This window comes from Lysinibacter cavernae (genome assembly GCF_011758565.1).
Classification (GTDB): domain Bacteria; phylum Actinomycetota; class Actinomycetes; order Actinomycetales; family Microbacteriaceae; genus Lysinibacter; species Lysinibacter cavernae.
Window position 1 is genome coordinate 1658345 of the sequence record NZ_JAAMOX010000001.1, and the last position, 26570, is coordinate 1684914.

Sequence of the window (26570 nt, forward strand, 5' to 3'; positions counted from 1 at the left end):
TCGAACCAGGTAGTTTTGGGGCTACACGCACCGAGAGCGGCCCCAGAATCCACCGATACCCAGGGCAACGCCTCGAAAGATTAAGCACACCGCGTGGGCGAAACCAACCGTTCCGCTCATCCGCCGCTTTCACCAACATTCAGCCAACGTGGGCACGCCGTCCGAACGCCGGGATACGCGCACAGCCGGGACCTGCCGGGCCGTTGCGCGGCATCCTCTCCCCAGCACGGTTCCGGACCACCCGCATGGCGACGCCAGGCCCAGCCGGTGCCACACCAACGCATCCACAACGACAACGAGGAAATCCCATGACAAACGCAACAACGCTCACAACAACGCTCAACCCTGCGGCACCCACAACAGAGCCCATCAGCAACGGCGAAATCTTTGCAGCCCACAGCGGCGGCAAGCTCACCGTGACCAGCCGCATCCCGCTCGACAGCAAGCGCAACCTCTCGATCGCCTACACGCCAGGAGTTGCAAAGGTCAGCCAGGCCATCGCCGACACCCCAGAGGACACGCGCGAATACACCTGGGCAGAACGGCTCGTTGTTGTGGTCAGTAACGGCACCGCCGTGCTTGGGCTTGGCGACATTGGGGCACGCGCCTCGCTTCCGGTCATGGAGGGAAAATCGGCGCTCTTCACCGAGTTCTCTGGTCTCAACTCCATCCCCCTTGTGACCGAAAGCAAGAGCATCGACGAGATCGTGAAGATGCTTGTCATGCTTCGCCCGAGCTTTGGGGCCGTCAACCTCGAAGACTTTGCGGCGCCGGACTGCTTCGAACTCGAACGACGCCTCATCGAAGAACTTGACTGCCCTGTCATGCACGACGACCAGCACGGAACCGCCGTTGTGAGTCTCGCAGCGCTCAAGAACGCCACCCGCATCACTGGCCGCAAGCTCGAAGACAACCGCATCGTCATCCTCGGCGTTGGTGCGGCCGGCGTTGCCATCGCCAAAATCCTGCTCAACTGCGGGGTCAAGGATGTTGTGCTTGTTGACTCGCGGGGCATCGTTTCAACCGATCGCACCGACCTCACCCCCGAAAAGCAAGCACTCTCCACCCGCACAAACCCCCGCGGCCTCACCGGCGGCATCGACGAAGCACTCACTGGGGCACACGCCGTCATCGGGGTCTCGTCGACGACCATCAGCGAGGCATCCCTTGCCCTGATGGAAGAGGGCCCTATTGTCTTTGGCCTCTCGAACCCCAACCCAGAAGTATCGCCAGAGCTCGCAGCGCGCTATGCGGCTGTCTACGCGACCGGCCGAAGTGACTACCCAAACCAGATTAACAATGTGCTTGCCTTCCCCGGAATCTTCCGCGGCGCGCTCGACTCCGGTGCCACAAAAATCACCGAAGACATGAAACTCGCTGCGGCGCAGGCAATCGCCGACCTGGTTGGCGACGACGTGCGCGCCGACTACATTGTTCCGAGCCCCCTCGACCCGCGCGTTGCAGAGGCAGTCGCTGCTGCGGTCGAGAAGTCGCAGCGCGACAACGGCTAACCGCCCTCCCTAACCTGCATCTATTTGCGAGAATCTGCTCTCATTCGTGAGTTTTGCAGCAGAAAGTCGCAAATAGATGCAGGTTTACAGGGTCAGGGAATCGGCGCGTGCCCGTGCCCAGCGCTCGGCTTCGGCAAGGGATTCAAGGGTGAGACCATCTGACGGCGCCTCGTGCTGGTCAACGACCCGCTCAACGATGTCAAGGATGTCAAGATAGCCGATGCGGCCGTCGTGGAACGCGTCAACAGCCTGCTCGTTGGCAGCGTTATAAACGGCAGGGTACGTTCCGCCCGCCATGCCTACCTGTTTAGCCAGCAAGAGCGCGGGGAACGCCTCATTGTCTACCGGCTCAAACGTCCACTCAGAGGCGACGGTCCAATCGATCGGGGCCCCAACGCCACCAACCCGATGAGGCCAGTCGAGACCAAGAGCGATCGGGATCTTCATGCTCGGCGGCGAAGCCTGCGCGATGGTCGACCCATCGACGAACTCGACCATCGAGTGCACGTACGACTGCGGATGAACGACCACATCAATCCGGTCGTATGAAACGCCAAACAGCAGGTGGGCTTCGATCACTTCGAGACCCTTATTGACGAGGGTGGACGAGTTGGTCGTAATGACCCTGCCCATATCCCACGTTGGATGCGCGAGCGCCTCCTGCGGAGTCACCGAAGCAAGCGATTCGCGGCTTCGCCCACGGAACGGTCCGCCCGACGCGGTAAGGACAAGCCTGCGCACCTCGTGGTGCTCACCAGAACGCAGGGCCTGCGCGATGGCAGAGTGCTCAGAATCGACCGGAACAAGTTGCCCGGGTTTTGCGAGCTTCGTGACGAGGTCTCCCCCAACAATAAGCGATTCCTTATTCGCAAGTGCGAGCGTCGCTCCGGTCTCAAGCGCCGCGAGCGTCGGCCCGAGACCAACCGAGCCGGTAATGGCGTTGAGTACAACATCCGCCTCGACGTCGCGGACCAGTTGCTGCGATTCTTCGGCGCCGAGGGCCGTGAACTCGATGCCAAACGCTTCTGCTTGGGCATCCATCGCCTCTCGATTGCTGCCGGCCGACAGGCCAACAACCTCAAACCGGTCCGGGTTTGCCGCAATGACTTCGAGGGCTTGGCGACCGATAGAACCGGTGGACCCAAGGATGATGATTCGACGCATGCCTCCATCATCCCCTAACAAACGCTCGTGGGGTGCGTTCACGCTCGTGGGGTGCATATTTTTGCGCCCCACGAGGAGAACTGCACCCCACGAGCGGGGAACGTTACTGGGCGGCTGCTGCCGGGGTAACGCCCTCGATGTCGATCACAAAGACCATCGTGTCGTCTGGCAGGATGCCCGCGCCTGCGTTTCCGCCATCGGGGTTTGTGTCGCTCGCGACGTAACCGTATTTAGGCGGAATGACGACGACCACGCGGGAGCCAACCTTCTGGCCGACAAGCGCCTTGCCAAATCCTTCAACAACGCCCGTGGTCGCGAACTCGGCGGGCGAGCCTCGCTTCCAGCTGTCGTCGAAGATGAATCCGTCGCGCCAGATCGAGCCCTGGTAGTTAACCTTGACGGTGTCGCCTTCGCCGACCACATCGCCGTCGCCCTTTTCAATCGTGCGAATTTCGAGCTCGTCAGAGGGATCGCCCTTTGGCAAAGTCACGATCGGAACGCCGTCTTTGTTTTCCTTGACGGTTGGGAAATTGTCTTTGATATCGGCCTTCTTGAGCGACTGGCCGGCATCCATCAGGTCGACAACCAAGAACAGCGCGTCATCATCGTTCAGACCCTGCTGAGCCGCACCGCCCTCTCCGAAGTACTGCTTCGCGGGGAAGGCCACGGTCACCCGGCTGCCAACGGGGGCGCAAGTTGCCGCGTCGAGGAGCGCCTCGAAGTTTGAGTCTTTGGCAAGCGTAAGCGAAATTGGGGTTGGCTCTCCGCCAGATTCGCCCTCTGGCGAAAACATCGTGACATTTGCACTCACGTGATTGCCGTCAACGAGCATCTTGCCGTCGCCAAGCGTGTTGATTGTCCGCTGCGATTCGGTGATCTTGCTGGCCTTGTCGACCTTGAGCGTGACGGTCTTGCCAAAGTCGCCCGTGACCTTTGCGGCATCACTAATCTTGCCGGCAGGAGTCGGCTCGCATTTTGCCTCTTTGGCGAGCGAGTCAATATTCGTTGACGAACATCCGGCAAGGGACACGGTCAGGGCAACAGCGCCGATGAGCGCAGGGAGAGCTCGAAGCTTCACAATTCTCGATTCAAATGAGTTGGCAGGTTGGGTGCCCTTCCATCATGGCGCACCGCACTGGCAGCAACCTGAACAGAGATTATGAAATTGCAATCAATCCGCTGGCGGTGGAGACGCTACGACAGGTGCCGCTCGTCCACCCCGTTATAGGCAGAAAGCGGGCGGATAAGCGAGTTGCTCGCCTGCTGCTCCATAATGTGCGCTGTCCAACCGGTAATCCGGCTCGCCACGAACAGCGGCGTGAAGATATTCGTGTCGAACCCCAGCAGGTGATAGGCCGGACCCGACGGGTAATCCAGGTTCGGCAGGATGCCTTTCCGCTCGGTCATCGCCGACTCAAGCGCGTCGTAGAGTTCGCCAAGATCGGTTCGTCCTGACTCGGCGATGAGCACGTCGAGAGCGGCCTTCATCGTCGGCACGCGAGAATCACCATGCTTATACACGCGGTGGCCAAAACCCATAATCTTTCGTTTTGACGCGAGGGCGTCGTCAAGCCACTGCTCCGCCTTATCCGCCGTACCGATTTCGTCGAAGGTGTGCATGACCGCTTCGTTGGCTCCGCCATGCAGCGCGCCCTTGAGCGCGCCAATCGCGCCCGTCACCGCCGAGTAGAGGTCGGCTGTTGTCGAGGTAATGACGCGAGCGGTAAACGTTGAGGCGTTGAAGGAGTGCTCGGCGTAGAGCACCATCGATACCTTGAACACCTCGATGGCCGCCGCAGACGGCAGCTCGCCAAAGGTCATCCAGAGGAAATTCTCGGAATAGTCAAGGTCGTCGCGCGGCGGCACAAGGTCTTGCCCCCTTCGCCGGCGCTGATCGTACGCGATCATGGCCGGCAGCTGGGCAAAGAGCGAAGCCGCCTTGGCGAGGTTGGCTTCCCATGAGGCGTCGTCTGCCGCGGCATCGCGCGCACCAACCGTGCTCACCGCGGTGCGTACAACATCCATCGGATGCGCGGTGAGCGGCAACAGGTCGATAGCTTGCTTGACGACGGGGTCGAGGGCCCGCTGGGAACGCTCGGTCCGCGTGAAGGTGAGCAGTTCGGATGCGGTTGGCAACTCACCGTTCCAAAGCAGCCAAGCAACCTCCTCAAAGGAGCATTTTGCGGCAAGCTCCTGCACGGGATACCCGCGATAGAGCAGGGAGTTGCTCTCCGGGTTGACCTTCGAGATCGCGGTGTAGTCAACAACTACCCCCGCGAGGCCTTTGTGGATCTGTACTTCATCGTTCATGATCGCTCCTTTGCGTGTGCCAGCCGCCTCGCGGGTGCATTATGGCTCGTGGGGTGCAAAATTATGCACCCCACGAGGAGAAACGCACCCCACGAGCGACGGGGTTACTTCGTTACTTGAAAGTTGAAGATGTTGTCGTCGAAGGCGTTATACGAACTGTAGTCGAGCAGCTCGTAGAGGTCAGCACGGTGTTGCATCTCGCCGAGCATCGGAGTCAGACTGCCGTGCTCGGTGATCGTGTCGAGCCCGCGCTCGGCCGCCCCCATCGCCAGGCGCAACAGCGACACCGGATAGATGACGATGTTCACTCCAACGTCGGTGAGTTGCTGCGTCGTAAACAGCTCGCTCTTGCCAAACTCGGTCATGTTGGCGAGCACCGGCACGTCAATCGCGGCACGCACCGCCTCAAACTCGCTCAGGTCGCGCATGGCCTCGGGGAAGATCGCGTCGGCCCCCGCATCCACGAGCGCCTTCGCCCGGTCGATGGATGCCTGCAGCCCGTCAATCGCCCGAATATCGGTGCGCGCCATGATGAGGAGATTCGGGTCTCTTCGACCATCAACTGCCGCGCGGATGCGCTTGACCACCGTATCCTCGTCAACCACCTGTTTACCGTCAAGGTGCCCGCAGCGCTTGGGGTTAACCTGGTCTTCGATGTGCAGGCCGGCGACCCCGGCATCCTCGAGCGTCTGCACGGTACGAGCCACGTTCATTGGCTCGCCGAACCCGGTGTCGGCGTCAACAAGCGCTGGCAGGTTGGTCATGCGCGCGATCTGCTGGCTGCGGCCTGCGACCTCGGTGAGGGTCGTGAGGCCGATGTCGGGCAGCCCAAGATCGGCAGAAAGAACCGCGCCGGAGATATACACCCCGTCAAAGCCCTTTCGCTCGATGAGCCTGGCGCTCAGCGGGTTGAAGGCCCCGGGAATCCGCAAGAGTTTGCCCGTCGCGAGCTCGGCCCGAAAATTCGCCCGCTTTTCGGCGGCGGTCAGTGAGGCGTACAGCATTAGAAGAGTCCCTTCGGGGTGTTGACCGAGGCGAGCAGCCCGGGCTTACCAACGATTGTGAGGCCAGCAAGTTCGGCACCGGTCAGCTCTGGCAGGCGCTGAGCGACGTCGAGGAAACGCTCGATCTCTGACTGCTCAAGCACGTTCTCGGCAAGCGTGCGGAACTTGGCCACGTACTGCTCGCGGGCGAAGGGCCGTGCCCCGAGGGGATGCGCATCGGCAACGGCAATCTCATCGCGGATGACGGTTCCGTCGGCCAGCACTATTTCAACCGAGCCGCCAAAGGCCTTCTCGGCAGGGTCGAGGGAATGGTAGCGGCGCGTCCATTCGGCATCCTCTTCCGTCACAATCTTGTTCCACAGGCTGACCGTGTCGGGGCGGCCGGCGCGCTCCGGGGCGTATGATGCCTCGTGATGCCAGCTGCCGTCTTGCAGCGCGACCGCAAAGATGTACGGAATCGAGTGGTCGAGGGTCTCGCGGGACGCAGTGGGGTCGTACTTCTGCGGGTCGTTGGCGCCGGAGCCGATCACGTAGTGCGTGTGGTGGCTCGTGCGGATGATCACGCGCTCCACTGCCGACCAGTCGCCAAGCTCTGGATGCTCGTTGTGCAGCTTGCGCGCGAGGTCGATCCAGGCCTGTGCCTGGTACTCGGCCGAATGCTCCTTCGTGTACGTGTCGAGGATGGCGCGCTTGGCCTCGCCCTGTGTTGGCAGGGGAACCTCGTAGCGGGCGTCCGGGCCGCTGAGCATCCAAGCAATGACGCCATCCTCGCCCTCATAGATAGGGGTTGGGCTGGTCTCGCCGCGCATGGCTCGGTCAACCGCTTCAACAGCCATCTTGCCGGCGAAGGCTGGCGCGTGCGCCTTCCAGCTACTGATCTCGCCCTTGCGCGACTGGCGGGTCGCGGTGGTCGTGTGCAGGGCCTGGCCGACGGCCTGGTAGATGGTGGGGGCATCCAGGCCAAGCAGGGTTCCGATGCCGGCCGCGGCGCTCGGCCCAAGGTGGGCAACGTGGTCGATCTTGTGCTCGTGTAGGCAGATCGCTTTCACCAGATCAACCTGGATCTCGTAGCCCGTCGCAATGCCGCGAACGAGATCGCGGCCGGTGAGATTGCGTCCTGCGGCGAGGTGCTGGGCAACCGCGGTAATGGGCGGAATGTTGTCGCCGGGGTGCGAATAGTCGGCAGAGAGGAACGTGTCGTGGTAATCAAGCTCGCGCACGGCGACCCCATTGGCCCAGGCCGCCCACTCCGGCGAAACCCGAACTTCGGCATCCTCGCCAAAGACCGTTGAGCCGCTGCCGCCGGTGCTCGCCGGGTGGCTGAGCGACTGCGCGCGTGCCGAGGTGACGGGCTTGCGGGTGAGGGATGCCGCTGCAACGGCTGCGTTGTCGATCACCCTGTTGATGACCATGTCGGTGACGTCTGCGGTGACCTCTACTGGGTCGGTTGCAACCTGCGCGATCTTCCACGCCAGCTGTTCTTCGCGGGGCAGGTTCTCATCGCTGCGGTGAACGCGTACGGGGTGAAGCTGAACCATCAGGGGTTCCTTTCGTGGTCTGACCTGCATCTATTTGTGAGTTTCTGCTGATTTTTACTCGTTTCGGCGCAGAAAGTCGCAAATAGATGCAGGTTATTGGGTGTTGAGTTTGGGGCCCACAAGGGCGAGGGTGTTGCGGAGGCTATTTCGCAGGTGCAGGTGGGTGGCGCTCGCCGCGAGTTCGGGGTCGCCCTCGTAGACCGCTTCCACGATCATCCGGTGCTCAAATGCGGCGTCGAGCAGGCGCTGAGTATTATCGGCCGCGAGGCGGCGCAAACGGACGAGGTGCGTGCGGACGTTGCCAATTGCCTGCACGAGGTAGGGGTTTGCAGCCGCGGTGTCGAGCGCCTCGTCGAGCCGGCGCACGAGATCAAAATAGGCATGCCTCGATTCGTCGTCGGTGCGCAACAGCTCTGGCACCGTGAGAAACTCGTCGCGCAGGTTCGCAAAGACGGCTGGGTCTCTGCGAATGGCCGCCGCCCGCGCCGCCTGCTGCTCAAGCGCCTGGCGCAGTTCGAACAGTTCGGTAATGCCGTCAACCGATACCTCGGTAACAATGAGTCCTCTGCCCTCTTGGGGGGCTACAAGCCCATCGGCGACCAGCCGAGACAGAGCTTCGCGGAGCGGGGTTCTGGATACGCCAAGCTTTGAGGCCTGCTCAACCTCGGCAAGCACGGTGCCGGGAGCAAGCGACCACGTGACGATTTCGTCACGAAGCAGCGCATATGCCTTATCGCTCGCTCGCATTGGTCCTCCGTGAGGGCGGGGAGGAACGCTCCCAGCATCGGTTTATGTATACACAGCCTGCCATATCAAGCAGTAAACGGCAATTAGTTCATCAAGAATGCATAAAATGTATACACAGACGATGCTTCAATGCCCTCTCAGCTCGGCCTCCACCGCGGTTTGGCAGTGATCCCGCGGTGCCCCTCGGCATCCGCGCATCCTCAGCCAAACGCCCAGCCGCTCCGGCCGCTGATAAACTCGGCCGGACACCAACTACAAGCCTGCGGCCAGCCAACAGCCGCGCGAAAGAGCCATTCCATGACCGGATTCGCCGTGAGCGCGACCAACCTTGGCATCACCTACGGGCGCAGCCACTCCGCAACCATCGGCCTAGCCGAGGCAACCGTGCGGTTCGAGGCCAACGGCATCCACGGGCTCATCGGGGCAGCAAACACGGGAAAAAGCTCGCTGCTGTCTCTCATTGCCGGCCACCGCCTTCCCACAACCGGCGGCGTCACGGTGGATGGCGAAGCGCCCTTCGAAAACGCCAGGCTCACCCCACGCACCTACCTCGTACGAAAGCAGGGTGACCTGCTGCTCGATCAGCGACTGAGCACCAACGTTCGGCTCCACACGAGCCTTCGACAAGGCTTCGACCAGCACTACGCGTACCAGCTGCTCAACGATTTTGAGATCGACCCCTCGCAGAAAATGATGCGGATCCCCCTCGCAAAACGACGACTCGCGGCCGCCCTGCTCGGGCTGGCAAGCCGCGCGCCGCTCACCATGTTTGACGACGTGGTCGAAACGATGACCACGCCGGTTCGCAAACAGTTCTACGACGAGCTGCTGCGCGACACGGTTGGCACCCCCCGCACATTCATCCTCGCGGGCAGCTCAATTGACGAGTCGGAGCGGATGCTCACGAGCGTCACCCTCCTCCGCAATAATCGGGTGTTGCTGAGCGAGGAAACGGCGCGCATCCGAACCATCGGAACGTCGATTCGCGGGCCGAGGCTGGCCGTCGCCGAAATCGAAAACCGTTTTGCGCAGTCGCGCGTGCTCTCCAAGACCATCGTTGGCGAATCGGCAGAGGTGCACATTCTTGGCGAGATCGATCTCGAGACGGGGATGCGCGCAAGCCAGCTCAACCTCGAACGTCAACCACTCCCCCTTGAAGAACTCGTCACCTACCTCGCCGACCGCAGGGTTCAGCTGCCGCCATCCGGCCCTGGCACGCCAGCACGCGGCGCAGACCCAACAACCACAGAGCCAACGCGCGGAGCAGACGCTGCTGCAGCCAAGGAGACAAACGAATGAGCGCAACAGCTCGCCCACTCGTGAGCCCAACTCGAGTTTCCCTTGCCAGGATGCTCGCGTCGGGCATCCGGCTCGTCGTTGGATTCTGGATGCTGTGCGCCCTCATCGGCGCGGTCGTACTTCGTTCGGTCATCGGCACGGGCGACTCCGAACTCGCTCATGAGTCTGTGCTGTATCTCGCCCGCAACGCGGCGGCCTGGTTCCCGCTCATCGTCTCGGCCGTACTCGTCTTTTCGCTCACAACATCACTCGTCATCGCGGGAGCAACCAGGCGGGTCGTTGCCCGCTCTAGCGTGCTCGCAATGCTTATCCTTGCGGTGGCGAACACAGCCGTGTTTGTGCTGCTCCTCGCGGCCGAGCAGGTGACGTATGCCGTCACGGGCGCAGGACGGTTTGTGCTCACTCCCGTTGTTGGGCTGGCAGAGCCCGGCGACCTGCTCCTCGTCGCGGCACGCGCGTTTATCCTGTTTGCCGCCGGAGGGATGAGCGGGCTCTTGCTTTCAGCGTGCAGCTACCGCTGGCGGCGCAATTGGAAGGCCGCAGTCGGGATCATTCTGTCATTCGCGCCAGTTATTGTGGCGCTGTTGTGGGACCCGACGGCATCCGCCAGCTCAGGCTCTGGCCTGTGGGCCGGCATCGGCGCTGGCGCGGTCGTGGTCTTGATCGCTGCGGCGGGTATCGCCTTCGACTCGATTCTGCGCGGGACCCCGCTTCGCAAGCCCCGATTCTCGAAATAGCCTGCTAGCCCCGCCCCACCCACATCCAACGTCGAGTGCCCCCAAATCGCGCCAAAACTGCGAGGGAACAACGATTTGCGGGCACTCGACGCGCCGAACAGGGGTGGGGTGCCCCGCTAGCTCGGGCGAGTCCACTTCTTGAGGCTCAGCTGCATCGTGATAATGCCAAGCCAGCGCTCAAACTTGTAGCCGACCTTACCCATGCGGCCGGTTTCCTCGAATCCGAGGGTCGAGTGGATGCGCAGCGAAGACTCGGCGCCACGGTCGGCGATCACGGCGATCATCTGCTTGAGCCCAGCATCCCTCGACCGCTCGATGAGCTCAACCATGAGCACACGACCGAGGCCTTTGCCTGTCGCTGCGGGAGCGAGGTACACGGAGTTCTCGACCGTAAACCGGTACGCAGACTTGTCTTTCCACGGCTGCACGAGCGCGTAGCCGTGCAGCTGCCCGTTTGGTGCCGTGGCCACGATGAACGGCATGCCGAGCTTCTGGAGATGCGCAAACTTGGATTTCCACGCGGCGAGCGACATCGGCTCTTCATCAAACGTCACGGTGCTGTTGGTGACGTAGTAGTTGTAGATCTCGCGCACATACGGAAGGTCGGCTTCGACCGCGTCGCGGAGCTCAAACGAGAACTCGCCTTCTGGTTCGGGCGTTTGCCTCAGGTGGCGCGGCAGCACGCGGCGCTTCTGGTATTCCTCTTCGAGCATGGGAAGATTCTAAACCCCTAAAATAACGAACATGTTTCGTCGGTGAGCTGCCAGTCAAGCGGATCGGCTCCCTGAGCCTCAAGAGCGGTGTTTGCTCGGCTAAACGGCCGCGATCCGAAGAATCCTCGCGAGGCCGACAGCGGAGAGGGATGCGCGCTGAGGATGCTCGGAACGTCGCCAAGCAGCGGCGCAAGGTTGCCCGCATCCTTGCCCCACAGGATCGCGACGAGCGGCTCACCGCGCGAGGCGAGCGCACGAATGGCGTGCTCGGTAATGGCTTCCCACCCTTTTCCACGATGCGACGCGGCCTCACCAGCCCGCACGGTCAGGACCCTGTTCAGCAGCATGACGCCCGCGTCGCTCCACTCCGTGAGGTCGCCGTGGGAGGCTGGGGCTATCCCGAGGTCGCTCGCGAGTTCCTTGTAAATGTTGTTGAGGCTTCGCGGAAGCGGACGGACGTCTCGGTCGACCGCAAACGACAGGCCGATCGGATGCCCAGGCGTTGGGTACGGGTCTTGTCCAACGATGAGCACTCGAACGCCAGCCAACGGCGACGCAAACGCCCTGAAGATGTTGTCGCGCGCTGGAAGAACCTCGCGCCCGTCGGCGAGTTCGCCATCGAGAAACGTGCCAACCTCAGCAATCTGGGCGGCAACGGGGGCAAGGGCGACACCCCAATCCGGGGCGATGCGGCCGGAGCGAACCAGCTCATCCAGTGTGAACCCGTGCGGCACGGCGGGTCAGGCGCCCATGCTCGAAACGATCACGCGACTGTCTGCCGTCTGGACGCGCCATACGCTGCCGGCTCCAACAACGCGAAGCGGACCCTGGCCAACGATAAGGGCGGTTTCTTCGTCGAGGCCGATGCCAGCTTCGACCAGCCCGGCCTCTGCCGCGGCAATCAGGCGGGTCAGTGTGCCCCACTGCGCGGCGTGTACTTCAATACTGAGATCGATGAGGCCAAGCCCATCGGCGATGGTGACTTCGTCGAGGCCCTCGCTTGCCGGCTCTGGTGCAACCTGCACGCCGCCGATCTGCCAGCCGCCGATGAGCGCGCGCTCGGCTGCGATTGCGGCGCCAGCTGAGAATCCGAGGTACGGGACTCCCCCACCAACGAGCTCGCGGATGGTCTCGGCCGCCTGCGAGAGCACCGTGCGGTAAACGGGGGTGAGCCCTCCGGCGACAACAATTCCGTCAACATCCATGAAGTCTTCGGCGCGAAGCGATTGCCCGTCTTCTGCCAGCAGCGTGCGAACGGTAACCGAGACGCCGTCTACCTGGGAGAGCACCGATTCGACGTTATTCGCCCGCGCGTCTCCGTCGCCCTCGTGCACGATAACAACCGCCACCGTTGGGGCCCCTGCACGGTCTGACAGGCTTGCAATCTGACCGGCCTCTGCCGCAAACTCGTTCCAAACCTGGGTAAGTCCGCCAGGTTCTCCGCTGCCTACTAGAAAAATGCTCACGACCTCAGACTACTAGAGCGGATCGCGTCGCTCACCCCCTTGCGCGGGAGGCCGGGCGGCTATGACGCTTGGTTGATCGTGGCGAGCAGTTTCTCCTCGAGATAGGGCGCGAGGGTATCAGAATAGGTAGCCGAGATATGGTGCGAGTCGCGATACACAATGACACCGCCGATGACGAGCGGGCACACGTCGTCCGAGCAGAAATACTCGTTCATATCGATGGTGGCCGCGCCGGGCAGGTCCTCTGCCGCATTCACAATTGGGTCAACCGCTTTGAGCGCTTGCTCCTCAGTTGGGGCGCAGGACGTTGGGTCGTAGCCAGACTCGGGAAAGCAGCGCATGGCGTCCGCGGGCATTTTGGGCACATCCCGAATCGCGACCACCTCTGAGCCGCGATCAACGAGCGGTTGCCACGACTCGACAAACCCGGCTTCAACATCCGCTACCTCGTCCTGTGGAGCGTCATTTTTGTGTGACACAATCACGAGGTCGTACGGGTCTCGCTTGGCAAGGCTCTCGTTCACCTCTGTGTTCCACTCGGCACAGCTTTCGTCGTCCTTACTCATTGGCACGGCGTTAAACGGGCAGTTGCTCTTGTAATACGTGTCGAGTTCCCAGCCTCGCTCATCGGCGATCTTCTTGAGGGCCGGGAACCAGGCCGCAGCGTGCGAATCGCCAACGAGGGCAACCGCATAGTTGGAGCCCTCTTCCCCGAAGGTGCACGTCTTGAGTTCGGTGCCTCCCGTCTGGGTTCGGCAGTCTTCCTCAAGCAGCGCAGGTACGTCTTCTTTGATGGTGGATGGGGTTGGAATGAGTACGTCAGAGAGGTCCGTCGTCTCGCAGCCCTCGATGCTGTCGCTCAGGGCGGATGCCCCGAGGCAGTCCGACTCGGTCTCAAGAATGGTGTCGATCTTTGCCTGGGACGCTTCCTCGTGAACGCCAAGAACCGTGGTTGATCCGACACCAATGAGCAGCACACCAATCATTCCTGTAGCGGCGGCGACGCCAACGTATCGGAGTTTGAGCCGCTTGATCCCCGGCGAAAAACGCACAGGGTCTTCGATGAATCGTTTGGTGAGCACCGCAAGGGCCAAAGAAACGGTGAGGATAAACACGGGACCAACCGCGCCCATCGACCGGTACAACGGTAGGGGCGCGAGGATGACGATGAGCGGCCAATGCCACAGATAGAGCGAATACGAGATATCGCCGAGGAACTGGACCGGCCTTGCGGCCATCGCCCGAGTTGGTGACCAGGCCGACCGCGGCGCACCAGTGGCAATAACCAGCAACACCCCAATGACGGGGAGCAGCGCCGCAAACCCGGGAAAGGGCGTCTGCCCGTCAAACAACACCAGCGCGGCGGCGATGAGTGCCCACCCCGTGTACGACGCGATTGCGCGACGTTGCGGGGACGCGAAGGCCCTCTGAACCGCTGCCATAAACCGGGCCGCGAGCCCGGTCCTGGCCTCGTGTGATTGTGGAACCGCAACGAGCGCGAGGAGCCCACCCGCGCCGAACTCCCACGCCCGAGTGGTTGTCACAAAGTATGCCGAGGCCGGGTCAAGAACCGTTGTGAGCACCGACCAGGCAAGCGAGGCAACCGTCACGGCGACAAGCGCGTACAGGGCAAGGCGGCGGGGCGAGGATGCTCGGCCCCCAACCCGAACGGCCCTGCGAGCCGCCATAATCGTGACCCCAAGCAGCAGCAGGGGCCACACGACGTAAAACTGCTCTTCTACGGACAACGACCAAAAGTGTTGAACGGGCGAGGCCAGGTTTTCGGCGGCGAGGTAGTCAACGGAATCCGAGGCAAGCAGCCAGTTCTGGCCGTAGAACGCAGAGGCGGTGATCTCTCGGAAGAACTGACGCCAGTTTTCTCCAGGCACCAGCAGGATGGTCGCGACAGAAACCGCGACCAAAACGGCGACGGACGCCGGGAGCAAGCGGCGAGCGCGGCGGGCCCAAAACTGGCCAAGCCTCACGGTGCCGGTTGCGTCAATCTCTCGAAGGAGGTGACCGGTGATGAGGAACCCTGACACCACAAAGAAGAGGTCGACTCCGACGAACCCACCGGGCAACGCGTTTGGCCACAGATGGAAGACGACGACAGCGCCAACGGCAACCGCCCGGATCGCTTGAATCTCTGGGCGGAACGTTTTTGTCGCTTCATTGCCAGTAGACATCCACAGTATTTTAGCGGAAGTTCCCGAGATCTAGCCGTGCGTCTCACCTCAGGAGTAGCATCCTCAGAATGACAGCACTGCCACAGGCCGTTCCGCAACGCCGCGGATCACTCGTTGTATCCCTCATCGGATTCCTCTTTTTTGTGGAAATCGTGAGCGGCATTCTGCAGGGATACTACGTGCCACTCATCTCTGACCTCGTCAAGCATCTCGGACTCAACAACGATGCCGACTTCAACGTCTTCGAAGGCGCGCAGCTGCTACTCTCGGCGTTGGTGGTGCCCTTTCTCGCCAAGCTCGGCGACATGTACGGGCATAAGCGCATCCTGCTCGTCTCGACCGTGCTGACGGCCGGCGCGACCTGGTGGCTCGCCTTCGCGAACGATTTCACGAGCTTCCTGTTTGCGTGGACGCTGCAGGGCTTCTACGTGGTGTGGCTTCCCCTCGAAATTGCGCTCATCTTCGACCGCGCGCGGAAGTCGAAGCGCGCGGCATCCGAGACCAGGCGGGCGGCGGCCTTCCTCGTGGTTGCCCTCGAAACCGGGGCGATCCTCGGCGCGGTTGGTGCCGGGCAGATCTTTGGCTTATTTGGTGGGTCCGAGGATCTCGCAGCCTCGATGACCCCGACGCTCATCATCCCGGCGGTGGCGGTGACCCTTGCCTTCTTCGCGATCCTCTTTGGCGTGCCGGAATCGACCCCGCTGCCGGGGCGCAGCCTCGACTCTGTTGGGTTCATCATCCTGAGCCTCGGTCTGCTCTTTGTGACCTCTGGGCTGACGTTCCTGAAGTTCAACGGGCCAGGCACCTGGTGGGTCTGGGTCATCATTGTCGCTGGCGTGCTGAGCTTCATCCCCTTCACCCGCTACGAGCTGCGCCAAAAGGATCCGGCCATCGACATCCGCGTGTTCCGGCAGCCGACCATGTGGCCGGTGCAGGTCACAGCGTTCCTCGTTGGCATCAGCTTGCTGGGGGCGCAGGCACCGCTGAGCACCTACGCAGGAACGGATCCAGACGTGTACGGCTACGGGCTCGGGCTCAGCGCCGGGCAGCGATCAATCCTCATCGGCGTCTATCTCATCTCGATGATCGTTGGCGCGCTCCTGCTTCCAGTGCTGTCTCGCCGGTTCACCCCGCGCTTTGCGCTCATCATCGCTGCCTTCTTGGTTGCCCTCGGCTACGGCTTATTCCTGCCGTTCCACCTCGAAACCTGGCAGGTGTTCACGAACATGTTTATCGCCGGCGTCGGCTCCGGCATCCTCATGGGGGCCCTCCCCTCAGCGGCAGCTGCCGCCGCCCCGATCGGGCAAACCGGCATCGCCACCGCGCTCAGCAACACCACAAAGACCATTGGCGGCTCGTTTGCGTCGTCAGTGTTCGCAATCGTGCTGCTCATCGGGGTTGCGGATGCCGCGGCAAGCACGGCGTCGAGCCTCACCGGCTACCTCATCGTCTGGTCGATCTGTTCCGGCGGGGCGATCGCCGCTGGATTCCTGCTGTTTGTGGTGCCGAAGGTGGCGTTTGCCGACAGTGAGGTACCGGTCGAGGTCGTATCGCGCTGATGCGGGATCGAGATGACCCAAATGTGTCTATTTCTCGCGAAATAGACACATTTGGGTCATGTCGATTCGCGGGCTGCGCGTGTGAGTTACTCCGTGGTCGGGGTCCGTTCCTCCAGGCCCCAGGCCTGACCGTAGCCGCCGTCCTCGACAGGCAGCGCCATGAGGTCGAGGAACGGCTTGGCGTCGAAGGATTCCGGGCCACGAACGCCTGCACCAGACCAGACGCCGGTTGCGAGCAGTTCGAGCGCAATGACGGGGTTGAGCGCCGTCTGCCAGACCACGCACTGGGTGTTGTACTCCGCCATCGTCCACTGGTTGTCGCTCACGTGATAGAGGTAGACCTCGCGCGGTGAGCCGTCAGTTCCAGTGCCCGTCACCCAAACGCCAGCGCAGGTTTTGCCGGTCATCCGCGGTCCGATCTGGGCGGGGTCTGGCAGCGCGGCCGCAACAACATCCCTCGGCGCAACCTCGACAGGGCCGTTTGCGCTCCGAACGCGAAGGGGCTCGACGCTATCAAGGCCAAGCGTGTTGAGCGTTCGCAGCACGCCAATAAACTCCTCGCCAAGACCGTACTTAAACGTGACCCGCTTTGCCTTGAGCCAGCGCGGCATCAGGAGCACTTCTTCGTGTTCAACGTTGACACATTCGACCGGCCCGATGCCCTCGGGAAAGTCAAAGATCTCTGGCTCGCTGAACGGCTCGGTTGTGTACCAGTCGCGGCCCTCTTCCCAAATCACTGGCGGGTTGAGACACTCCTCGATCGTGGTCCATATGCTGAACGACGGCGCAAAGATCTCGTTGCCCTCGTCGTCGCGCACCACGAGGTTTGCCCCGTCTCGCGTGCCAAGCTCGTCGACCTCGCTGAACAGGTGGTCAACCGCGTACCTGGCGAACACATCCGACATGCCAGGTTCGACGCCCATGCCAACGAGCGCCAGCCGCCCCTCTGCCTCCCACGCATCCGCTTCGGCAAACTGCGCGTCGCCAAGCTTGACACCCGTGAGTTCGTAGGGGCGCTCCGGATGCCGCTCGCTCAGGCTCATCGCCATATCAAGATAGTCGGCCCCCGCAGCCCGTGCTCCGGCAAAAATTGATTCCACAAATTTGGGCTCAACCGCGTTCATGACGTGCGTTGCGCCGTGCTCACGCGCGACGGCGGTGACGGCTTCCGGCTTGCTCGCATCGATCTGGGCAGTACTGAACCTGCCAGCAATATCAGGGCCGTGCTGCTGCGCGATCCAGTCGAGGGTGTGCTGCGCTCGCGACTCGTCGTAGTCCGAGATCACGATGTGGTCGTAAAAGCTGCGCCGTGCGGCGATCTTGGCGATTGCGTCGCCGACTCCCCCTGCGCCTACAAGCAGAATTCTCATGGTCACTGTTCCTTCGTGTTTGGTTGCGAGTGAGTACGTTTGTTGTGGTTCCGGATGCGGTCAGGACCTGGGTTCGTCGCCAACGGCGGGTTCGCGGATCACGATGTCGTCAACATCCGGCACGAGCACGGCCGTGTGCTCGTTGAGGCTCTCGCCCCTGAAGAACGGCTTCGATCCTTCAAAGAACGCCCAGACGATCATGAGGACAGCCCCGATCACAAGCGAGCCGACGCCAATCACAAAGACGCCGCCGATGTTCCAGATGATCGTGTACCCGTAGTCAGGGTTGAGCATGTCGTAGATGGACTTGATAAAGGCAGCCGCGAGCATGATCCCGCCGAGCAGCGGAAACAGGAATTTGAAGATGAAGTTGCGGAACGAGGTGAACAGCTCGCGACGGAAGTACCAGACGCAGGCAAAGCTCGTAATCGAGTAGTAGAACGCGATGGCAAGGCCGAGCGACAGGATCGTGTCTTGCAGCACGTTCTCGCTGATGATTGTCATGCCAACATAGAACGCAATCGCGACAACCCCCATGACAAGCGTTGAGAAGGCAGGCGTCTTGTACTTCGGGTGCACGTAGCTGAACCGTTTTGGGAGGGCCTTATAGGCGGCCATCGCCAAGGTCCCTCGCGCGGTCGGGAGGATGGTCGTCTGGGTTGACGAAACCGCCGACACCATCACGGCGAGCACCAGCAGCCAGGCCCACGGGCCAAACAGGGCATCCTTAAGGGCGAAGAAAATATCGTCGGAGTTGCCCTCGTTGCCGAGGCCCATCGCCCCGGTGCCAAGCCCCGCGTACATCATGGCTGCGACGGTGACGCCAACGTACGTGATCAGCAGGATCACCGTTGACAGCAGGGCTGCCCTGCCTGGCGTTTTCTCCGGGTCTTTGGTCTCCTCATTGAGCGCGAGGCAGGTATCCCACCCCCAATAGATAAACAGGGCGAGCAGGATGGCCTCGGTAAAGCTTTCGACCGACGTAAACGCAAACGGGTCAAACCAGCTGGCTTCTGGCGTCGTTGAGCCTTCCGGAGCCTTGCCAGTCAGCACAGAAACCACCGCAAAGACAACAAACAGGATGAGGGCCGCGTACTGCACGATGATGAGCACGTTCTGTAGCTTCTCGCCAATCTCCATGCCCCGATAACTGATGTAGGTCATGAGCGCAATGAACACCACTCCGGTGAGCGTCACAATCGCCGTGTTCTGGGCGAGCTCCTCGTTGATGAGCAGCCAGAAGTACTTGCCGCCGATCTGCGCGAGGTTGGCGAGTACGACCATTCCGGCGATCGCAACACCCCAGCCGCCCATCCAGCCAACCCAAGGGCCAAAGGCCTTGGTTCCCCAGGTAAAGGTCGTGCCGCAGTCAGGCACCGCGTTATTCAACTCGCGATACGCAAACGCAACCAGGAACATCGGGATGAAGGCCAAAATAAAAGCGATTGGCGCCTGAGCACCAACCGCAAGAACAACGTAACCGAGCGTCGCCGCGAGGGAATAGACGGGGGCGGTCGAGGCTAAGCCAATAACCGTTGACCCCACAAGCCCGAGCGTGCCAGCTGCGAGCCCTTTGCCCCCTGGATCGCTCGCCCCTGACGGTACTACGGATGCTGTCGGTTCCGCCCGATTCTTTGCCATGGTAATCCCCCCTTGGATATACCTTGATGCTAGTCACCTGGAACGCCGAGGAATAGCCCCAAAATGGGTGACATTTTCCAGCCGGTCTATGCCCCGTGGCGGATGCCCTGCTGCAGCCTGGCGCGGTACTCGTACACGTTGCCGAGGCTCGTGCGTTCCGTGCCGCCAAGCCCCTCGCGGAGCAGCTGAGGAAGTACCGACCGACGGACCACGACGCCGAGGGGCTTAGCCGACTGGGTTGCCTCGGCCGCGACGCCGGGGAGGGCAGCATCCGGCACCACAATCAGCAGGCCCGTGAAGCGGATGCCGAGGCTGCGCGACAGCAGCCCCGCGTTTCTGGCGAGGTCTCTGAGTGGATACTCGCTATCGCCGAGTCCTGGACCGGTGAGTTCGTCTCGAACCAGCCGAACTTCGCTCCCCCAATCGGCCGAGCGGACGGCGAATAGGCCCGTGGCACCGAGCACCACGTGGTCGATTGTTGGCGCGCCGCTCGCGCCAGCAGCTCCCGACGCCGACGCGCCTGGGACCGCAACGTCGTGCCACACCGAAAATCCCATGCCAAGGGACGCAACCGTGCGGGCAGTCGCCTCGGCCGCGTGTGCCCTCGCAAGCAGCAACCGCGCCGGGAGCGGGGCAGAACGAATCACTGCCGGATCTTCAAAGAGGTCAGGGGTGAGGCGCCAGCCAAGGATGTCCTCCATACGCATACCGGCCGCCGTCTCCGCCCAGTCGCGCATCCAGGCCCGATACGCGTCGCGGGCTTCTCTCCCTGGAACCCCAAACGAACGGGCACGAAGACGCGTGCCCGATTCAGGCGCCGCCGGTGCAGCACGCGCGCGGCTTGCTGCAGGGTCTGAGCCCCTGTCGTAGGCGGAACGTTTTGCCTCGTCGCCGAGAAGTTCCCACGCAGCCTGCACCGCGTGAAACCGAACCGCGGTGCCTCCAGCATCCGGATGCGTCTCCCTTGCCAGGCGACGATACGCGCGCCGAAGATCCTCAGCCGAAACGGTGACGGCAACGCCGAGCACTTCGTACGGGGTCCGTTCGGCGGCACTCTCACCCATTGACGCGCCAAACTACAGCCATGCCTCAAGTTTAGTCGCGAACGGACAGCTCCCCGCGGTGCACCTGATAGATGCTCGCCTGTGCCACCGGTTTGATGATGACCACGTCGTTGCTCACATGCGGAGGCAGCTCGATGGCGTGCACGATTGCCTCGGCAATGTCCTCGGCGACGAGCGGCTCAGGAACGTTGTCGTACACCTTCGCGGCTTTCTCGGCGTCGCCGCCAAAGCGGTTGAGCGCGAACTCCTCCGTCTGCACCATGCCGGGGGCAACTTCGAGCACGCGGATGGGTTCCCCACCCAGCTCAAGCCGAAGCACTGCGGTGAGTGCGCGGGCGGCGTACTTAGCGGCGTTATAGCCGCCGCCACCGATGTAGGGGTAATAGGCTGCCGTCGATGTAACGTTGAGGATGCTCGCAGCGCCGTGTTCACGCGCACCATCACGCAGAACGGGAAGCAACGCCGCCGTCACGTTCCGAACCGCGATCACGTTGATCTCGAACATCTGGCGCCAATCGTCATCGGAGCTTTCCTCAATGCGGTCCTGTCCAAGGGCTGCACCCGCGTTATTGACGAGAGCCGTTGCGCCGCCAAGCTCTGCCACGCGCGCGGCCATCGCCTGAACATCCTCAGGCTTCGTCAGATCCGCGACAATCACGTGCGCACCGGTTTCCTCGGCGAGCGCCCTGAGCTTCTCCGCGCGCCGGGCAACGCCGATGACCGACCAGCCTCGCGAGCGGAACAGGCGAACGGTCGCCGCACCTATTCCGGAGCTCGCTCCCGTAACAACTACCTGCCGTGCCGTCATCCCTGACCTCCTGTATATGCCGTTGATGCTGTACCCATCATGCAGCAAAACCGCGGCGGGCCGCGCCACTGCGTACCATTACCGCGTGTTTCGACCAACGTTGCCGTCTGCGGCCGCAACGCCCTAAGCTCGCCTCAGACTTAATAATTGATTCGCCATCTCAGGGGAGCACTACAATGACCGATTCAGCATCGTGGAAGTTTGAAACCAAACAGGTCCACTCCGGCGCGCAGCCAGACCCAACCACCAACGCGCGGGCCACGCCCATCTACCAAACGACGTCCTACGTATTCAATAACTCCGATCACGCCAAGAGCCTCTTCGCCCTTGCCGAGTTTGGCAACATCTACACGCGCATCCAGAACCCGACTCAGGATGTTGTTGAGCAGCGCGTCGCGGCACTCGAGGGCGGCACCGGCGCACTCCTCGTAGCCTCAGGCCAGGCAGCAGAAACCTATGCTGTGCTGAACATCGCGCAGGCAGGCGACCACATCGTCTCGTCAAGCTCGATCTACGGCGGAACGTACAACCTCTTCAAATACACGCTCGCCCGCCTCGGCATCGAGACCACCTTCGTTGAGGACCAGGACGACGCCGAGGAGTGGCGCCGCGCCGTTCGCCCGAATACCAAGCTGTTCTTTGCGGAGACCATCGGAAATCCCAAGATCAACATTCTCGACATCGAGAAGGTCGCAGGTGTCGCCCACGACGCAGGCGTTCCGCTCATCGTTGATAACACGATCGCGACGCCGTACCTCATCCGCCCGTTTGAGTTCGGTGCCGACATCGTGGTTCACTCGGCCACCAAGTTCCTTGGCGGACACGGCACCACCATCGGCGGCGTCATCGTCGACGGCGGCACCTTCGAGTGGTCAAAGAACGTCGAAAAGTTCCCTGGCCTCACCGAGCCAGACCCGTCGTACCACGGCGTGAGCTACACGGGCGCCCTCGGCGACTCCATCGCCTACATCATCAAGGCGCGTGTGCAGCTGCTCCGCGACCTCGGCGCCGCGATTGCCCCAACGAGCGCGTGGCAGCTCATCCAGGGCATCGAAACCTTGTCGCTGCGCATCGAGCGCCACGTGCAGAACACGCAGGAAGTCGCCGAATGGCTCGACAACCACCCGGACGTTGCGAGTGTGAACTACTCGGGCCTGCCATCAAGCCCCTGGTACGCCTCGGCAAATAAGTACGCGCCAAAGGGTGTTGGAGCGGTGCTCAGCTTCGAACTCAAGGGCGGGGTGGATGCCGGCCGCGCGCTCGTTGACAACCTCGAATTATTCTCACACCTTGCCAACATTGGAGACGTGCGCAGCCTCGTCATCCACCCGGCCTCGACCACCCACTCGCAGCTGACTCCTGAGCAGCAGCTCACGGCAGGTGTGACGCCTGGCCTCGTGCGCCTCTCGGTTGGCATCGAGAATGTGGCCGACCTGCGCGCCGACCTCGAAAAGGGCTTCGCTGCCGCACGCAGCGTTGTTGCTGAGGCTCGCGCTCAGGCATAACCGCTTTTGCATCGCCCGTATCCCGGGTCGGAGCCTCTCACGAGCCTCCGGCCCGGGATTTTTGCGTCGCTGGCATACCCCTTTGCCCCCTGAGTCGCCATCGAGATGACCCAAATGTGTCTATTCTGCGCTTGAGAGACCCATTTGGGTCATCTCGACGGAGTGAAGCGCGCTCGGAAAAGGGATGTTCTGCGTAAGTTCAGCCGGCGTTTTCACTCTTAACCTCTGGCCGCAGTTGGCATGGGGATCTTCGGGCGCGCCTCGCGCTCCCTCCTGCGCCTGTACTTACCGAGTCGCGGCCATCCAAGAACCGGGCATCGTCCCGAAGAGTGAAAGCGACAGTCATGTCTCAAAAAGCCCAGTCCAAAACGACCAAGTTTGCGTGGTTCCTGCTCCTCGTCGGAGCATTCTTCCTCGTCAGGAACATCACAACAACCGCCGCGTCGCTCTCCGATAATCCGGGTACAAGCTTTATGGAACTCTTCTTTACGGCAACGGATTCCTCAGGCGAGGTATTTGCAGGCTTCGTGCTCTTCATTTGGGCTCCCTTTGTGTTGCTGCCTCTCGGCGCACTGCTGCTCTGGCTTGGCGCGCGCAAGCCGCAGCAACAAGCCTCTGCGTAACGCCTGCCCGCGCTCCCAGCTGTCGCGCATCCAGATGACCCAAATATGTGTATTCAGACGATGAGAGACACATTTGGGTCATCTCGATTGACAGCCAGGTCGTAACACATCAACGAGCGTCACCCCTTTCTGGGAGGATGGACGCATGGATTGGCAAACGCACGAGGACTCGAGCCCGTCTGACTTCATCACCGACGCTCAGATCCGCTCGCTCATTGGCAAGCCCGCAACCTCAGGGGCATGGCAAGACGGCGACCCCGTTGGCAATCGACAGTTTATGGATGTTGGCGAAATCGTCACCGAGCGCGGCGACCGCATCCCACACACCCGCATCGCGTACGAGACATTCGGCACGCTCAACGAAGCCGGCGACAACGCCATCCTCATCCTGCATGCCCTCACTGGCGATAGCCACCTTGCCGGCCCCGCTGGCCCTGGGCACCACACCGACGGTTGGTGGGGCGATGTTGTTGGCAAGGGCCTCGCGCTGGATACCGACCGCTGGTTTATCGTCGCCCCAAACATGCTTGGTGGATGCCAGGGAAGCACCGGCCCAGCCTCGGTCGATCCCAACGGGGATCAGTGGGCGTCACGCTTCCCCTATCTCACCGTGCGAGACCAGGTCTCGGCACAGGTAGCGTTCACGCGCGCCCTTGGTGTTGAGCGCTGGGCGGCCGTCATCGGCGGCTCGATGGGCGGAATGCACGCGCTTGAGTGGGGCGTGCAGCATCCAGACCTCCTTGAACGCCTTGCTGTCATCGCCTCTCCCCCGGTGACCACTGCAGACCAGATCGGCGTCAACCTCGTACAGCTTGAGGCGATCCGCAGCGACCCTGCCTTTCGCGACGGCAACTACTACGAGGCTGGCGACGGACACGGCCCACATCACGGCCTCGCGCTCGCGCGCCGCATGGCGCTGCTCAACTATCGGAGTCACACCGAACTCAACGACCGCTTTGGTCGGTCGTGGCAGAGTTCGCTCAGCCCGTTTGGTGGGGGCGGGCGCTTCGCGGTTGAGTCCTACCTCGACTTCCACGGCAATAAGTTCACGCGCCGCTTTGATGCAAACAGCTACGTCACACTCGTGCAGGCCATGAACTCGCACGACATCGGTCGCGGGCGAGGCGGGGCCGAGGCCGCGTTGGCGACCGTGACGGTGCCAACCCTTGTCATCGGTATCCCGAGCGATCGACTGTTCCCGCTCGAGGGCCAGGAGTTCATCGCGGCGCACGTGCCTGGCAACATTGACGGCGACATGCCAGCGATCATCGAGTCACCGTTTGGCCACGACGGGTTCCTCATCGAGGCCGACGTTGTTGGCGATCACCTGCAGCGGCTGCTGGCAACGGTGCCGGTGCGATAGTTACGGTGCTAACGCAATAGACACCGTTGCTGAGGTTGTGGTTTGGCCTCGTTGCGTCCCGCTGCTAGTGGTTGACGACGCCAAGTCCAATCATCACGATCACAACAAGGGCGCAGCAGAGCAGGCCCATGATGCGGATGGCACCTTTGCCAGTGCTGAGACGAATCCCTGCCCAAATCGTTCCGCCAAGAATCATGAAAGCAGTCACCACAAGGACAAACAAGGCCGTTGTCTCCCGAACGGATGATGGTGCCCCTGCATCCGACCCACACCCGCCAGGATGGCACGGATCATTTGCAATCATCAGGACCGCGACGAGCGTCGCCAGCCCACCGCCGAGGGCAATCGCCAGGATGCCAAGCGCACGCAGCGCGATGCTCAGCCCAGAGCGCCGGATGATCGGGTCGAGCCCTGTGGCCGTTTCGCTCCGTATTGCTACCTCTCGTTGAAGTTCGCGAAGCATGTCATTCGCGAGCGGCCGCTTTGCCGCGGTCAGATTCATCAGAGCGACGCGCTTCCCCGAAGTCAGGAGCGCCGTGACGACCGTCACCGAGGTGCCTGGCCGCGGCTGGGTGGTGATCTCCGCGATCTCTCCCCAGCCAACCCTGTGCGTGTAGGAATCCGAGTACCCCGTGACACCCAGCTCGCTCATGGTGATGCGAGACCGAAGGGCGCGGATGCCGAGCATCAGAAATGCCAGACCAAAGACGCCGGCCACAAGGCTCAGTACGCTCCACTGCCCCGCAACGACGGAGCCGAGTGGCAGCAGGCCAAGCAGGCTGAGGGAGAAATAGATCGTCGCGGTGACTGTCCTGTTTGGGTCGCGGATCAGGGTACGTTCGCCTTCCGATCCGCGTGATGAATCTGGTGTTTCGAGCATGCTTTCCCGGTCTGATTGGAGTCGGAACCAGTTGGGCCGAGAGGTCACCATCTGGCGAATCCGTCGTTCAAGAACTCAGGCATTCACACGTTAACGAGAGAAACTCCGCGTATTACTTACGCGGTTTCAGCACTCACTCCGGATTGCCAGCATTGGGTGTGGATCTCGGGCGACTGCCAGCACCCGCATCCACCCCTGTTGCAATCGAGGACGGGAAAATCACCGTGTGCTTGCCCTTAATCGGTGGATTTCCGGACGCCGATTCTGCTCAAGCCGATTCTGCTGAAGCTGGTTCCGCTCAAGCCGATTCTGCTCAAGCCGATTCTGCTGAAGCTTCGGCGGAGGGCGAGGTCGTGCGCTGGAAGAGCACGTGATCCTGCCAGGTGCCCGCAATGTTCAGGTACGCTGGCGCGACGCCAAAACGCTCGAAGCCGTTCTTCGACAGCACCCGTTGCGAGGCCACGTTGTGGACAAGCGTGCCAGCCTCAACCCGGTGCAGCCCGAGGGTCCCGAATGCAAGCGCAACGGCCTCAGCTACCGCTGCCGTCGCGAGGCCCCTGCCGTTGAGTTCTTCGGCAACCCAGTAACCAAGCGTTGCAGATTGGAAAGCTCCGCGAACGATTCCGTTGAGGTTCAGCTGGCCAGCGATCTTGCCCTCGGGGCTCACGATAAGCAGCGGAACCATGCGCCCTGCTGCGTAGGCAAGAAGCGCGTCCGCGGCAAACTTGAGCTGGCCGGCCTCCGCAAAATAGGAGTCTTCGCGGATAGGGTCCCACGGGGCCAAGAACGCTCGATTGGCCCGGAGCAGGCGAGTGAGTTCCGTGGCATCATTTGGGCTGAGCAATCGAATGGTGTGTGCCAACGTGCCTCCTCAGAATGCCCAATAGTACCGTTTCTCGACGAGGTGCCTCTCAGCAGAACGGGGATGCGTGAGTCACAGGCCGGCCGCGATCAATAGCTGGAACAGAACCCACAGGCCAAGGCTCAGCGTCAGTGCGGTTGAGATGATGGCAAGCAGCAAGATGCCAACGACTCGACCAATGCGGCGGAGGATATGCTGCGAACGAACGTTTGTACCCATG

Annotated in this window: 24 protein-coding genes; 7 read left to right on the forward strand and 17 right to left on the reverse strand. The window is 62.0% G+C overall.

Features of this window, described 5'->3' with window-relative positions; translation table 11 throughout:
• The first annotated feature begins 308 nt into the window (after window positions 1-308).
• Entirely contained in the window at window positions 309-1511 is a 1203-nt protein-coding gene (locus FHX76_RS07390; protein ID WP_167149382.1) for an NAD(P)-dependent malic enzyme, read from the forward strand.
• 84 nt (window positions 1512-1595) lie between these two features.
• Here the strand turns inward: FHX76_RS07390 and dxr are convergent, their stop codons facing one another.
• From dxr to FHX76_RS07420, 6 genes are all read right to left on the reverse strand, one after another.
• Window positions 1596-2675: a 1-deoxy-D-xylulose-5-phosphate reductoisomerase gene (dxr, locus tag FHX76_RS07395; RefSeq protein WP_167149384.1), complete on the reverse strand. Its 1080-nt coding sequence runs from the start codon at window positions 2673-2675 to the stop codon at window positions 1596-1598.
• A 103-nt stretch (window positions 2676-2778) separates the two neighbouring features.
• Entirely contained in the window at window positions 2779-3753 is a 975-nt protein-coding gene (locus tag FHX76_RS16695) for an FKBP-type peptidyl-prolyl cis-trans isomerase (protein WP_167149386.1), read from the reverse strand.
• A 116-nt stretch (window positions 3754-3869) separates the two neighbouring features.
• Window positions 3870-4985 carry a bifunctional 2-methylcitrate synthase/citrate synthase gene (locus tag FHX76_RS07405; RefSeq protein ID WP_167149388.1) on the reverse strand — a complete coding sequence of 372 codons (1116 nt, stop codon included), beginning with the start codon at window positions 4983-4985 and terminating at the stop codon, window positions 3870-3872.
• A gap of 104 nt (window positions 4986-5089) precedes the next feature.
• Window positions 5090-5989: a methylisocitrate lyase gene (gene prpB, locus FHX76_RS07410; RefSeq protein WP_167149390.1), complete on the reverse strand. Its 900-nt coding sequence runs from the start codon at window positions 5987-5989 to the stop codon at window positions 5090-5092.
• Window positions 5989-7527, reverse strand: a complete 1539-nt coding sequence (locus FHX76_RS07415) for an MmgE/PrpD family protein (RefSeq protein ID WP_167149392.1) — start codon at window positions 7525-7527, stop codon at window positions 5989-5991. The genes prpB and FHX76_RS07415 overlap by 1 nt, the downstream gene beginning before the upstream one ends.
• 93 nt (window positions 7528-7620) lie before the next feature.
• Window positions 7621-8274 (reverse strand): GntR family transcriptional regulator, encoded by a 654-nt coding sequence (locus FHX76_RS07420; RefSeq protein WP_167149394.1) that lies wholly within the window; start codon window positions 8272-8274, stop codon window positions 7621-7623.
• 297 nt (window positions 8275-8571) lie between these two features.
• On the opposite strand from FHX76_RS07420, the gene FHX76_RS07425 reads away from it, so the two are divergent.
• Together FHX76_RS07425 and FHX76_RS07430 are read left to right on the forward strand one after the other, a co-directional pair.
• Window positions 8572-9573, forward strand: coding sequence for an ATP-binding cassette domain-containing protein (locus FHX76_RS07425; protein ID WP_167149397.1), 1002 nt, complete (start codon window positions 8572-8574; stop codon window positions 9571-9573).
• Window positions 9570-10310, forward strand: a complete 741-nt coding sequence (locus tag FHX76_RS07430; RefSeq protein WP_167149399.1) for a hypothetical protein — start codon at window positions 9570-9572, stop codon at window positions 10308-10310. Before FHX76_RS07425 ends, FHX76_RS07430 begins: the two co-directional genes overlap by 4 nt.
• Window positions 10311-10426: 116 nt before the next feature.
• Here the strand turns inward: FHX76_RS07430 and FHX76_RS07435 are convergent, their stop codons facing one another.
• From FHX76_RS07435 to FHX76_RS07450, 4 genes are read right to left on the reverse strand one after another with little or no spacing between them, the layout of a single operon-like run.
• Window positions 10427-11023: a GNAT family N-acetyltransferase gene (locus FHX76_RS07435; protein ID WP_167149401.1), complete on the reverse strand. Its 597-nt coding sequence runs from the start codon at window positions 11021-11023 to the stop codon at window positions 10427-10429.
• A gap of 17 nt (window positions 11024-11040) precedes the next feature.
• A complete protein-coding gene (locus FHX76_RS07440; protein ID WP_167149403.1) occupies window positions 11041-11757 on the reverse strand; it encodes a uracil-DNA glycosylase in 717 nt (238 codons plus the stop codon).
• A 6-nt stretch (window positions 11758-11763) separates the two neighbouring features.
• A complete protein-coding gene (locus tag FHX76_RS07445) occupies window positions 11764-12489 on the reverse strand; it encodes a Type 1 glutamine amidotransferase-like domain-containing protein (RefSeq protein ID WP_341777889.1) in 726 nt (241 codons plus the stop codon).
• A gap of 59 nt (window positions 12490-12548) precedes the next feature.
• Entirely contained in the window at window positions 12549-14675 is a 2127-nt protein-coding gene (locus FHX76_RS07450) for an acyltransferase family protein (protein WP_167149405.1), read from the reverse strand.
• A gap of 68 nt (window positions 14676-14743) precedes the next feature.
• Between FHX76_RS07450 and FHX76_RS07455 the strand changes: the two genes are divergently transcribed.
• Window positions 14744-16234: an MFS transporter gene (locus FHX76_RS07455; protein WP_167149407.1), complete on the forward strand. Its 1491-nt coding sequence runs from the start codon at window positions 14744-14746 to the stop codon at window positions 16232-16234.
• Window positions 16235-16320: 86 nt separating this feature from the next.
• Here FHX76_RS07455 and FHX76_RS07460 read toward each other — a convergent pair whose 3' ends face one another.
• The 4 genes from FHX76_RS07460 to FHX76_RS07475 all read right to left on the reverse strand — a co-directional run bounded on the left by FHX76_RS07460 (window position 16321) and on the right by FHX76_RS07475 (window position 21117).
• The gene (locus FHX76_RS07460; protein WP_167149409.1) at window positions 16321-17604 is read right to left on the reverse strand and encodes a saccharopine dehydrogenase family protein; all 1284 of its coding nucleotides are present in this window, start codon (window positions 17602-17604) and stop codon (window positions 16321-16323) included.
• Between the two features lie 60 nt (window positions 17605-17664).
• Window positions 17665-19245 carry an APC family permease gene (locus FHX76_RS07465; protein ID WP_167149412.1) on the reverse strand — a complete coding sequence of 527 codons (1581 nt, stop codon included), beginning with the start codon at window positions 19243-19245 and terminating at the stop codon, window positions 17665-17667.
• Between the two features lie 86 nt (window positions 19246-19331).
• Window positions 19332-20309: a J domain-containing protein gene (locus tag FHX76_RS07470; RefSeq protein WP_167149414.1), complete on the reverse strand. Its 978-nt coding sequence runs from the start codon at window positions 20307-20309 to the stop codon at window positions 19332-19334.
• 31 nt (window positions 20310-20340) lie between these two features.
• Window positions 20341-21117, reverse strand: a complete 777-nt coding sequence (locus tag FHX76_RS07475) for an SDR family oxidoreductase (protein ID WP_167149416.1) — start codon at window positions 21115-21117, stop codon at window positions 20341-20343.
• A 176-nt stretch (window positions 21118-21293) separates the two neighbouring features.
• Between FHX76_RS07475 and FHX76_RS07480 the strand changes: the two genes are divergently transcribed.
• The 3 genes from FHX76_RS07480 (at window position 21294) to metX (ending at window position 24608) form a co-directional block, all read left to right on the forward strand.
• Window positions 21294-22622: a bifunctional o-acetylhomoserine/o-acetylserine sulfhydrylase gene (locus tag FHX76_RS07480; RefSeq protein ID WP_167149418.1), complete on the forward strand. Its 1329-nt coding sequence runs from the start codon at window positions 21294-21296 to the stop codon at window positions 22620-22622.
• A 344-nt stretch (window positions 22623-22966) separates the two neighbouring features.
• Window positions 22967-23245, forward strand: coding sequence for a hypothetical protein (locus tag FHX76_RS07485; protein WP_167149420.1), 279 nt, complete (start codon window positions 22967-22969; stop codon window positions 23243-23245).
• A 145-nt stretch (window positions 23246-23390) separates the two neighbouring features.
• Window positions 23391-24608 (forward strand): homoserine O-acetyltransferase MetX, encoded by a 1218-nt coding sequence (metX, locus tag FHX76_RS07490; protein ID WP_167149422.1) that lies wholly within the window; start codon window positions 23391-23393, stop codon window positions 24606-24608.
• A 64-nt stretch (window positions 24609-24672) separates the two neighbouring features.
• Here the strand turns inward: metX and FHX76_RS07495 are convergent, their stop codons facing one another.
• From FHX76_RS07495 to FHX76_RS07505, 3 genes are all read right to left on the reverse strand, one after another.
• Window positions 24673-25488 carry a hypothetical protein gene (locus FHX76_RS07495; RefSeq protein WP_167149424.1) on the reverse strand — a complete coding sequence of 272 codons (816 nt, stop codon included), beginning with the start codon at window positions 25486-25488 and terminating at the stop codon, window positions 24673-24675.
• A gap of 313 nt (window positions 25489-25801) precedes the next feature.
• Window positions 25802-26350: a GNAT family N-acetyltransferase gene (locus FHX76_RS07500; RefSeq protein WP_167149426.1), complete on the reverse strand. Its 549-nt coding sequence runs from the start codon at window positions 26348-26350 to the stop codon at window positions 25802-25804.
• A gap of 72 nt (window positions 26351-26422) precedes the next feature.
• Window positions 26423-26569 (reverse strand): hypothetical protein, encoded by a 147-nt coding sequence (locus FHX76_RS07505; protein ID WP_167149429.1) that lies wholly within the window; start codon window positions 26567-26569, stop codon window positions 26423-26425.
• Window position 26570: the final 1 nt, after the last annotated feature.

Excerpts from the sequence above, each read along its gene's own strand:
- FHX76_RS07390 (WP_167149382.1), top strand. The coding sequence starts at position 309 with ATGACAAACGCAACAACGCTCACAACAACGCTCAACCCTGCGGCACCC.
- dxr (WP_167149384.1), bottom strand. The coding sequence starts at position 2,675 with ATGCGTCGAATCATCATCCTTGGGTCCACCGGTTCTATCGGTCGCCAA.
- FHX76_RS07405 (WP_167149388.1), bottom strand. The coding sequence starts at position 4,985 with ATGAACGATGAAGTACAGATCCACAAAGGCCTCGCGGGGGTAGTTGTT.
- prpB (WP_167149390.1), bottom strand. The coding sequence starts at position 5,989 with ATGCTGTACGCCTCACTGACCGCCGCCGAAAAGCGGGCGAATTTTCGG.
- FHX76_RS07415 (WP_167149392.1), bottom strand. The coding sequence starts at position 7,527 with ATGGTTCAGCTTCACCCCGTACGCGTTCACCGCAGCGATGAGAACCTG.
- FHX76_RS07420 (WP_167149394.1), bottom strand. The coding sequence starts at position 8,274 with ATGCGAGCGAGCGATAAGGCATATGCGCTGCTTCGTGACGAAATCGTC.
- FHX76_RS07425 (WP_167149397.1), top strand. The coding sequence starts at position 8,572 with ATGACCGGATTCGCCGTGAGCGCGACCAACCTTGGCATCACCTACGGG.
- FHX76_RS07430 (WP_167149399.1), top strand. The coding sequence starts at position 9,570 with ATGAGCGCAACAGCTCGCCCACTCGTGAGCCCAACTCGAGTTTCCCTT.
- FHX76_RS07435 (WP_167149401.1), bottom strand. The coding sequence starts at position 11,023 with ATGCTCGAAGAGGAATACCAGAAGCGCCGCGTGCTGCCGCGCCACCTG.
- FHX76_RS07450 (WP_167149405.1), bottom strand. The coding sequence starts at position 14,675 with ATGTCTACTGGCAATGAAGCGACAAAAACGTTCCGCCCAGAGATTCAA.
- FHX76_RS07455 (WP_167149407.1), top strand. The coding sequence starts at position 14,744 with ATGACAGCACTGCCACAGGCCGTTCCGCAACGCCGCGGATCACTCGTT.
- FHX76_RS07460 (WP_167149409.1), bottom strand. The coding sequence starts at position 17,604 with ATGAGAATTCTGCTTGTAGGCGCAGGGGGAGTCGGCGACGCAATCGCC.
- FHX76_RS07465 (WP_167149412.1), bottom strand. The coding sequence starts at position 19,245 with ATGGCAAAGAATCGGGCGGAACCGACAGCATCCGTAGTACCGTCAGGG.
- FHX76_RS07470 (WP_167149414.1), bottom strand. The coding sequence starts at position 20,309 with ATGGGTGAGAGTGCCGCCGAACGGACCCCGTACGAAGTGCTCGGCGTT.
- FHX76_RS07475 (WP_167149416.1), bottom strand. The coding sequence starts at position 21,117 with ATGACGGCACGGCAGGTAGTTGTTACGGGAGCGAGCTCCGGAATAGGT.
- FHX76_RS07480 (WP_167149418.1), top strand. The coding sequence starts at position 21,294 with ATGACCGATTCAGCATCGTGGAAGTTTGAAACCAAACAGGTCCACTCC.
- FHX76_RS07485 (WP_167149420.1), top strand. The coding sequence starts at position 22,967 with ATGTCTCAAAAAGCCCAGTCCAAAACGACCAAGTTTGCGTGGTTCCTG.
- metX (WP_167149422.1), top strand. The coding sequence starts at position 23,391 with ATGGATTGGCAAACGCACGAGGACTCGAGCCCGTCTGACTTCATCACC.
- FHX76_RS07495 (WP_167149424.1), bottom strand. The coding sequence starts at position 25,488 with ATGCTCGAAACACCAGATTCATCACGCGGATCGGAAGGCGAACGTACC.
- FHX76_RS07505 (WP_167149429.1), bottom strand. The coding sequence starts at position 26,569 with ATGGGTACAAACGTTCGTTCGCAGCATATCCTCCGCCGCATTGGTCGA.